This is a genomic window from Holophagales bacterium (assembly GCA_016719485.1).
Lineage (GTDB): Bacteria > Acidobacteriota > Thermoanaerobaculia > UBA5066 > UBA5066 > UBA5066.
Window position 1 is genome coordinate 1 of the sequence record JADJZB010000018.1, and the last position, 8,593, is coordinate 8,593.

At 65.8% G+C, this 8,593-nt stretch carries 6 protein-coding genes; 4 read left to right on the top strand and 2 right to left on the bottom strand.

Going from position 1 to position 8,593, the window contains the following annotated elements:
* Positions 1-1,074: 1,074 nt before the first annotated feature.
* Positions 1,075-2,043 carry an IS30 family transposase gene (locus IPN03_10335; protein MBK9374101.1) on the bottom strand — a complete coding sequence of 323 codons (969 nt, stop codon included), beginning with the start codon at positions 2,041-2,043 and terminating at the stop codon, positions 1,075-1,077.
* Positions 2,044-2,959: 916 nt separating this feature from the next.
* A complete protein-coding gene (locus IPN03_10340; GenBank protein ID MBK9374102.1) occupies positions 2,960-3,970 on the bottom strand; it encodes an IS110 family transposase in 1,011 nt (336 codons plus the stop codon).
* 1,201 nt (positions 3,971-5,171) lie between these two features.
* On the opposite strand from IPN03_10340, the gene IPN03_10345 reads away from it, so the two are divergent.
* From IPN03_10345 to IPN03_10360, 4 genes are all read left to right on the top strand, one after another.
* On the top strand, positions 5,172-5,582 hold the full coding sequence (locus IPN03_10345) for an energy transducer TonB (GenBank protein MBK9374103.1): 411 nt from the start codon (positions 5,172-5,174) through the stop codon (positions 5,580-5,582).
* 1,252 nt (positions 5,583-6,834) lie between these two features.
* The gene (locus IPN03_10350; GenBank protein MBK9374104.1) at positions 6,835-7,257 is read left to right on the top strand and encodes a RidA family protein; all 423 of its coding nucleotides are present in this window, start codon (positions 6,835-6,837) and stop codon (positions 7,255-7,257) included.
* A gap of 176 nt (positions 7,258-7,433) precedes the next feature.
* The gene (locus tag IPN03_10355) at positions 7,434-7,703 is read left to right on the top strand and encodes an Lrp/AsnC ligand binding domain-containing protein (protein ID MBK9374105.1); all 270 of its coding nucleotides are present in this window, start codon (positions 7,434-7,436) and stop codon (positions 7,701-7,703) included.
* A 172-nt stretch (positions 7,704-7,875) separates the two neighbouring features.
* Entirely contained in the window at positions 7,876-8,448 is a 573-nt protein-coding gene (locus tag IPN03_10360; protein MBK9374106.1) for a hypothetical protein, read from the top strand.
* The last annotated feature ends 145 nt before the right edge of the window (positions 8,449-8,593 follow it).

The following is an 8,593-nucleotide window of genomic DNA, read 5'->3' on the forward strand; positions in this document are numbered from 1 at the left end:
GACTCGCTGCGCTCGCCGCTGATGCCAGACGTTAGCCGTGCCAACCTAGAGACGTCCGTCACCCGTCCCACGCCTTCGCCCGCTGGGCACGTCCCGCGCGCGTCCACGCAGGCATCCGAGCCCACGTCGCATTCATCGGCTCGGTCGGTTTCCTCCAGGACCGTGGCGGCGCCAGGCTTCGACCGCACCGCTCCGCATCACTTCGTCCCGGGCCACTTCGTCCTCGCCCACCTGGCTCGGACTCGGCCATGCGTCTTCGGTCCCTACTGACGCTCCCCGTTGCCAGTCGTCACCCGGCACATTCGCGTCGCTGTTCTTCAACCGTGCCAGAGCACCAGGGTTCTCGAAATGCCCAGCATCACAGTTCATCGCCTCCTGGGCACGCCACCGTCGGCCCCATTCCCTGCGAACACCACCGGGGCGCTCGTGGCATGTCCCCGGTTTCGGCCACACGCTGGCGCCATAGCAGCGTCCACCCGCACAGCTAACCCGGCGTGCAGTGGGACTCGCACAGCTTCGCTGTGCTCGCCACTGACGCCCACGGTTAGGCCCCTCCCCAAGATGCGCATCTCACGCTCGCACTTCGTCCTTACGGTGCTCGTAGCGGCGGCGCTCATCGGCTGCCAACGCCCCGCATCCCCTTCCGCGTCCGCTCCTCCCTCGGCACCGCTCTCAACGCCCTCAGCCAGCGCCACACCGACCGCTAACGCCGCTGCACCGCCTCCCCAAGCAGACGCGTCGGGCATCTACCGGGTCGGCGGCGCGGTCACAGCACCTGTCGAACTCAGTCGGGTACAGGCCCAGATCCGACCGCTACCGAAACGTTCAGATCACCCAGCCCCTCTACATCTTCGAGGCCGTCATCACGGTATCGGGTGGCGTCGAACGACTTCGGCTTCTTCGCGGCCGCACCGACAAGGAACCGTACATCGCGTACGAGCGTGCCTTTCGAGAGGCCATTTCACAGTGGCGCTATCGTCCCGCTACGCTTCACGGAAAGCCGGTACCCGTCTGGCTTACCGTTACCGCGACCGTCGAGGTTCGGTAGCGCCGTGCGGGGCCTAGATTCAACCTCTAAGTGCAACACCCATTGAGACCGAGAAAGATGTCCAGCGGCGTCAGAAACCCGTGGCGTTTGCGCGGGCGGTTGTTAAGGGCGGCAGCTATCTTGTCGCAGTCTTCCTGTGTGGTGCGTCGCAGGCAGCGCCCCCTCGGTAGGTACTGGCGAACCAACCCGTTGAGGTTCTCGTTGGAACCGCGCTCCCACGAGTGGTATGGGGTGGCGAAGTAGCAGGTCACGCCGAAACGCTGCTCCAGGCGCTCGTAGTCATGGAACTCGGTGCCGTTGTCAAAGGTGATTGTCTGAAACCTATGCCGCATGCGCTGGATGACACTGGACGCCGCTGCCGTGGCTTCAGCCATGGTTCGCGCCTCGAGCTTGCGGATCAGGGTGAAACCGCTCTTGCGTTCCACCAGCGTCAGAAGGCAGTGCCTGGATCCCGTGCCCATGACTGTGTCTCCTTCCCAGTCGCCGATCCGGCCACGCTGGTCGACGACGGCCGCCCGCTCCGATATGTGGCGCTTGCCTAGCAGCACGCCCCGCGTGGGCCGGCTGCGATAACGCTTCCGTCCCATCTTCGACATGATCCGCATGAATCGGTAGAGCGTTCCTCCCGTGCGCCTGTCCCGCCGCAACCGTCTATAGATCGTCTCGTGACTCGGCACGCTCTTCCCTTCCGCCCGGAACTGGCCCACGATCTGCTCTGGGCTCCACCGCTCCCTCAGGGCGCTCTCGACCTGGTTCAGCACGTCCTCGCTGAATTGCGGTCCACGGCGGCATCGTCGTCGTCTCGCCACCGCGTAGCTCTGGGCCTTCTCGCCCCGATAGGCCCCGTCATGGGGCGTCGCGTTTCGCCGCATCTCGCGGCTGATCGTGCTCGGCGCCCGTCCTAGCTCCTCGGCCAGCTCACGCTGGCTCCTCTGCAACCGACGGCCCCCTGCTATGAGATATCGTTCTTCCTGGGTGAGCTGGTGATACAGCATGGTCGCAACCCCTTCTTGCCGGATGAGGTAGCGGCCAGTATCACCGCTCGCCCTCTTGGCTGTCGGGGTGTTGCACTTAGTATGTGAATCCGCGCCACCTAACCCCGGCATGCAGCGGACTCGCTACGCTCGCCGCTGATGCCAGACGTTAGGCATCGCCCACGCATCCGTGCCTTCCTCTTCCTCCACGCACTCCTTGATCTTCGCCGTCGTTCGGCGCACCTCGCGGCCGCGCGCCACCTACGGCGGTTGCGTTCCTCGCTGGTCTCCCGCACGCCCGCCTCGTTGGCTACGCCCTTCACGCACTGCCCGATCACAGCAGCGTCCCGTGGCATCGCCGCAGTGTTCAAGGTCGCACAAGCCCGCGTTCCGACGGCTGGGCCACGACCAGCTTCAGCGCCTCATGCTTCAACGCGAGGGCATCCGGTTTTCACGTCAGGGCGTTCTTTCCCTTTCCCGCTACCAGTGGCACCCGCGGATTCCCGCCAAAGCCTCGTAGCGTCTCCGCATCTCACCGCCGCCAAAGGCACCAGACCATCGTTGTTCGTCACGCATCACGGCCAGCACTTCCCGCCCCGGCTTGGGTCAGCGACGCCTAACCCCGGTATCTGGACTCCTCCCGTCAAGCGGATAGGGGGCGGTGCCCGGTCGCTTCGTGAAGTGATTCCCGCGGGCTCGGCGTCGAAGGCAACGAGAGAGGAGAGGTCGCGACAGCAGTCGTATCTCCGGCCTGTGTGTGGAGCGGCATGCCGACTCCGGGCCATGATGAGGTTCGCGCACGGAGAGCCAATCGCATAGCACGGCTTCTTCGAGCCATCCGGGTTATCGGCTTTCCTCCGCGACGGTCGGACCGTTCTCATCATCTCGTTGGTTTCGAAGCGTTCGCCGGCGGGATGCCCTTCCCGTCTTCACATTCTCAGAGGGTCTCTTCTGGTGCTCTGCCCTCGTAGGGCCTGTCCTTGAGCCACACCGCCCAGGCGATTCGCGTCAGCTTGTTCGCCAGTGCCACCGTCGCCTTGTTGTGGCCCTTTCTCTTCTGCGTCTCCAGTGCCCAGGTCCGGAGCCGGTCGTTCTGCTTCCTTACCGACGCCGCCCGGAGCACCGATCGCGCCCCGTGGGTGAACAGCATTCGAACGTATCCGTCTCCCCGCTTGGTGATGGCCCCAAGCCGTCGCCGGTCCCCACTGGAGCTTTCCCGCGGAACGAGGCCCAGGAAGGCCGCCAGGTGACGCCCCGACGGAAATCGGCCCGGCTCGCCGACGGAGCCGATCAGCGCTGTCGCCGTCAGCAGTCCGATTCCCGGCACCGTCTGCAGCCGAACCGCCGCATCCATCTCACGCGCCAGTCGCTTCAGCGTGCTCTCGGCCTCTTCGATTCGGCGGTCCAGTTCCCGGACCTCATCCGCCGTCGTTCGCAGCAGCGTCTCGAGCGTTCCTGGCACTCGGCCCGTCTCCAGAGCTCCCGCCAAGGCCGGCAGAACCCTCGTGGCCCCCACCGGCACCGTCACGCCCAGCTCCCGAAGAAAGCCCCGAATCGCATTCAGCCGCGCCGTGCGCGTCGCCATCCACCCCGATCTCAGCCGGTGCACCGCCACCAGAGCCTGTTGGCCCACCGTCTTCACAGGCACAGGCACGATCTCCTCGTTGCGGTCCGCCTCGAGCAGCCCCTTCGTGTCCGTCCGGTCCGTCTTGTTCCGCAACACGTAGCGCCTCACCTGTGCCGGCGGCAGCAGCACCGGCTCGTGCCCGTACCCCTCGAGCTGGCGCGCCAGCGCGTGTGCCGCTCCGCACGCCTCGATCACCACCCGCGCCGGTTCGCGATTCGCGAAGAACCTCACCATCTGGCTCCTCGTGAACCGCCGCCGCTCCTTCACCCGCCCAGGTTCTTCCGAGACCGCCACCTCGTACACGCTCTTGGCAATGTCCATCGCGATCGTCGTATGCTTCTTCACGGACTCCTCCCTTCTGGTGCTCTCCCAAGGGCATCGGACGCCTTGGCACTCTGATGCCGTTCAGGCGCCCCGGAGGAGTCCATCTCATCACATGCAGCGGACTCGCTGCGCTCGCCGCTGATGCCAGACGTTAGGCCCCAAGGCTTTTCATCCATGAATCTGACAGGCGCCCACGTGGTCGCCGGCAGCGTCGGTGCCGAGATACTCCCGGCCTTGCGGCTTTCGGTCGTTGCCGGAAGAGCCGTCGCTTCAACACCGCGCCGGCGTGCGGACACCCTCCTGACCCGCCCAGCACAGTCCCTCTCAGCTTCCTGGGCTCCGGCGCTTCCCGTTTCTGGCACATCGCTCCTTCCCTCACCGGGCGCCGCCGCCCGAGCCGGGTTCATCCCCGTGCTTCTCAGGGGTCGTCGGTCTCATCACATCGCGGTTCACTCGGGCGGCTCTGGACCCGCATTCAAAACGTGCCTCCAGCCACGCCGCGCCGGAGCTTCCGTCTCCTCATCCATCCGCCCTGGTCTAACCTCGGGTTGCAGCGGACTCGCTACGCTCGCCGCTGAACCCTGACGTTAGGCAACGCCACTCGAACCTTCGCATCTCAAAGGATCGCTCAATGCCTTTGCCGCCTCCCACTACAGCCGTTCGCTGCCTCCGCGCCCTCGCCCTCGGCCTCCTCGTGCTCAATGCGTCGTCCTCAGTGCCCCTTCGCGCCGCCACATCTACCGCATCACACTCGACCCTGCTCGTGTACGTCGAGGACGCCGCCGAGCCGCTCCCCATCTCCGGAGCCTCGGTCCGCGTTCTGTCTGAGGCCGGCGCGGTCCTCACGACCGCGGTCACCGACGAGTCCGGCGAGGCACGCATCGCTAAACCTCCATTGGCACTCAGGCCCTCACTCGTCCTCCGTCGAGCATTCGGCCTTCTACATCGGCGGAGCCCGCTGGCACCCCGATGCGGACCAAATCTGCGTTCATCTCGCCATCTCGCGCACCTGCTGTCGCACCATCGTCACAGGTCGGTAGGCCCGGCCCGTTCCGCATCCCCGCCATCCGGTCCGTTGCCTAACCCCGGCATGCAGCGGACTCGCTACGCTCGCCGCTGATGCCAGACGTTGGGCGGCTTGGGCCACCTTCGGGCGCTCATCTTCAGTTCCACGTCTCACCTACCATCAAGGCCAGACATGCGTTCCTTCCGCTCGGTCCTTCTCCCCGTCCTCGCCTGCGGGCCCTTCGTGCTGGCCGGCTGTTCTGCCAGCCCACAGCCACCCCGTCCATCCGAGGCCCAGCAGCTCCTCAGGTCATGCGCCGACCTCATGCCCCAGGCCGATTCGTCGGTGGTCCAGCCCGTCGAGGTGCGCAGGGTCCAGCCAATCCCGCCCCGCAATGCCGGCTCCTCCGGTTACGCCTGTGTGAAAGCTACCGCCTCCGTCGACGGACGGCTTACGGCCTTCACACTTCTCCGAACCGACAACCCCGCCTTCGTTCCTGCGTGCATGGGCGCCCTTCAGCAGTGGTCCTACAAGCCAGCCGCTCGGTCCGGAACGCCGGTGCCCCTCGACATCGTCGTTAGCCTCTCCTTCTCACGCCGCTGACACCCAGTCCCCGGGTGCACAACCATCCACGCCGCCCAACCCCGGCATGCAGCGGACTCGCTGCGCTCGCCGCTGATGCCAGACGTTAGGCAGCGGCGCCGTGCATCACACATCCCACCTGTCCGAGAATGCCCGCCATGAACACTGAATCGCCGTCCCAGCCGGAGTGGCGCCCCTCGTTCTTGCGGCTCCTGCTCTGGGACACTCTCCCGTTCGTCTTCGGAACTGCGCTCGCACAGGTCCTTCTCGCCCTCTTCCGGCACAGGCCCGTTGACGCCCGGGACCTGCTTCTCTATCCGTGTCTCGTCGGTCTCGTCGGCACCGCCTTCGCGCTCCATGACCTCAGATCCGGCCAATACGTTCTCCGTGCTACAGATACCCTGCTTCTTTTCCCAGCCCGTCAGAGAGCGCGGCACTGCAGCGTGCCAATCAGCGGCCTGACAGTACCGGCTCTGTCGCTCATCGCCCGCGCCGTCCGGTTCGGGCTATCTATCCGCCTCACTGGCACCGACGGGTCCTACCTGACGCTTCAACCGTCCCGGTACCCACCTGCGGCACGTGCCAGTCTTCTCTCCTACCTCGAAGCACACCACTCCGCTGCCTAACCCCGGCATGCAGCGGACTCGCTACGCTCGCCGCTGATGCCAGACGTTAGGCGGGGCTCGCCGCACTTCTGAGCGTCCTAATTTCATGAGCGCCTCTCGCATGCTTCTGGTCACGCTGGCGATCGTGCTGTCCGCCTGCGGCTCGCCCTCCCCCACGGCATTCCCCGAGCTTGAGCCGCACGGTGGTCTTCCATCCGACTTCGCCTGGCAGTTCAAGGATGGGCCGGACTTCTACGTGTACGAGGCATCCTCCCCGAGCCATCCGAACTGCAGTGTCGGCCTCTACTTCGGCACAGCTCCACAGTTCCATCCCAGCGCCACTGCTCAGGGGCGCTCCGGTTCGCTCGCTGGCCACCCCGTCGTCTGGGAGGAATCAGTCGTTGACGGCCTCCATCGGGCCGACACCGTTCTTCCCTACCGTCATAGCGCGGCCCACACCGAACTCGCCATTCATGCCTGGGTCGTCGCCCCGCGCGACGCCGACCTAGGCCCTCTTCGGGCTTCCCTCGCCACAGTCTCCTTCCGCCCCAGAGGAAACGGCCCCGCCTAACCCCGGCATGCAGCGGACTCGCTTCGCTCGCCGCTGATGCCAGACGTTAGGCCCGGCGCCGAGGCGTCCGTGTTCCCTCAACGGTTAGGCTCTTCGCATGACTGACGCGCGCATCAACATCTCCAGCGGCGGGCCATGGGAGGCGGTCGTCGGCTACTCCCGCGCGGTTCGCATCGGCCAGCAGGTATTCGTCGCCGGCACGACCGCGGTCACTCCGGCGGGCATCGTCGGCCCCGGCGACCCTTACCTTCAGGCCATTCAGGCCCTCCGCACCATCCAGGCCGCGCTCGAGCAGGCGGGCGCATCCCTTCATCACGTCGTCCGCACCCGCATCTACGTCACCGACATCTCTCAATGGCAGGCGGTCGGCCGCGCCCACGGCGAGTTCTTCGGCGCCATCCGTCCTGCCGCCACCATGGTTCAGGTCAGCCAGCTCATCGACCCAGCGCTCCTCGTCGAAATCGAGGCCGAAGCAGTCATTCCCGTCCCCGCCCCCGAGACCGACCAACGCCTGGCCTAACCCCGGCATGCAGCGGACTCGCTGCGCTCGCCGCTGATGCCAGACGTTAGGCGGGCGCCGGCCCATCCGCGTCGTGCTGTAATCCGCCGGCATTCGCCTCCCTCGCGGTTCCTTCTCCACGCTCCCTCACCACTCTCCGAACCACCGCGCCACGACCCCGTCTGGGAGAAACACCGATGAACACCTGGGCGTACGTCTTCATCACCTCGCGTCAGCCGAAGAAGTCCCTCCGACAGATACGCCAGATCCCCGGTGTCATTCACGCCGACGCACTCTTCGGTTCGCCTGACCTCATCGCAATCGTAGAGGGCACCGACATCGCATCCATGGACGCCGTCATCGACTCCATCGCAGAGGTCCCCGATCTCCTCAGTACCGACTCCAAGGTTGCCCGCTGGATCGACGGTGTCGGGCCTCCGATTCACACCTCCAGCGCCCGCCCGTAGGCCCACGAGTCTTACTTGGTGCCGGGGCGTTCTTGCTGAAGCACCGCGTCAGCCCCATCGCACGCTCACGCCACCAACCGCCCGCCTAACCCCGGCATGCAGCGGACTCGCTGCGCTCGCCGCTGATGCCAGACGTTAGGTCGCTTACGCCACTCATTTCAAGGAGTCCCTAATGGGTTTCGCGTTGTCATGGCTCGCGGTCAAAGGAGCCGAGAAGGCTTCCATCCTCGCGCGCCTCGGTCTCTCCGAATCGACCGAAGCCGACAGCGTCCCCGACGCCGACATCGTGGGGGCCAAACTCCACGGTGACTGGTATCTCGTCCTCGCGAACCGCTGCGACTACGTCGATCGGCTACCGCTCAGCGATCTATCGGCCTCTGCCGTTCTCGTAACCTGCGCGGTCGAGGAGCACGTGATGTACTCCGTGGCGTCTCAATGGACCGACGGCCGGCGCATCTGGCAGGTCACTCATGATTCCGCGCGAGGGCTCACGGACCTCCTCGCTGAGGGGGCGCCACCCGACCCGTTTTCGGCTCTCCGTACCGAGGCATTAGCGCAACTCGAGGCCGAAGGCGGTGCAGACAGTTCGGTGGACTTCGTCTTCGACGTCCCAGTCGACCTCGCCAAGGCCTTAACCGCGTTTCGCCACGATCAGGATCCCCCAAGCGACGACGAGGCATGCTTCATCACGCTCTTGCGTCCTCCGAAACGCTCCTTCCTTGCCTCTCTCTTTCGCCGCCAGTAGCAGCGCCTCCGCGTGCACTCCCACGGCGCGGCCTAACCCGGCATGCAGCGGACTCGCTACGCTCGCCGCTGATGCCACGGTTAGGCGCAGGAGAGACATTCGTGCCACCTTCTCGGCTTCGTGTCCAGATCACCGCTCTTGCACT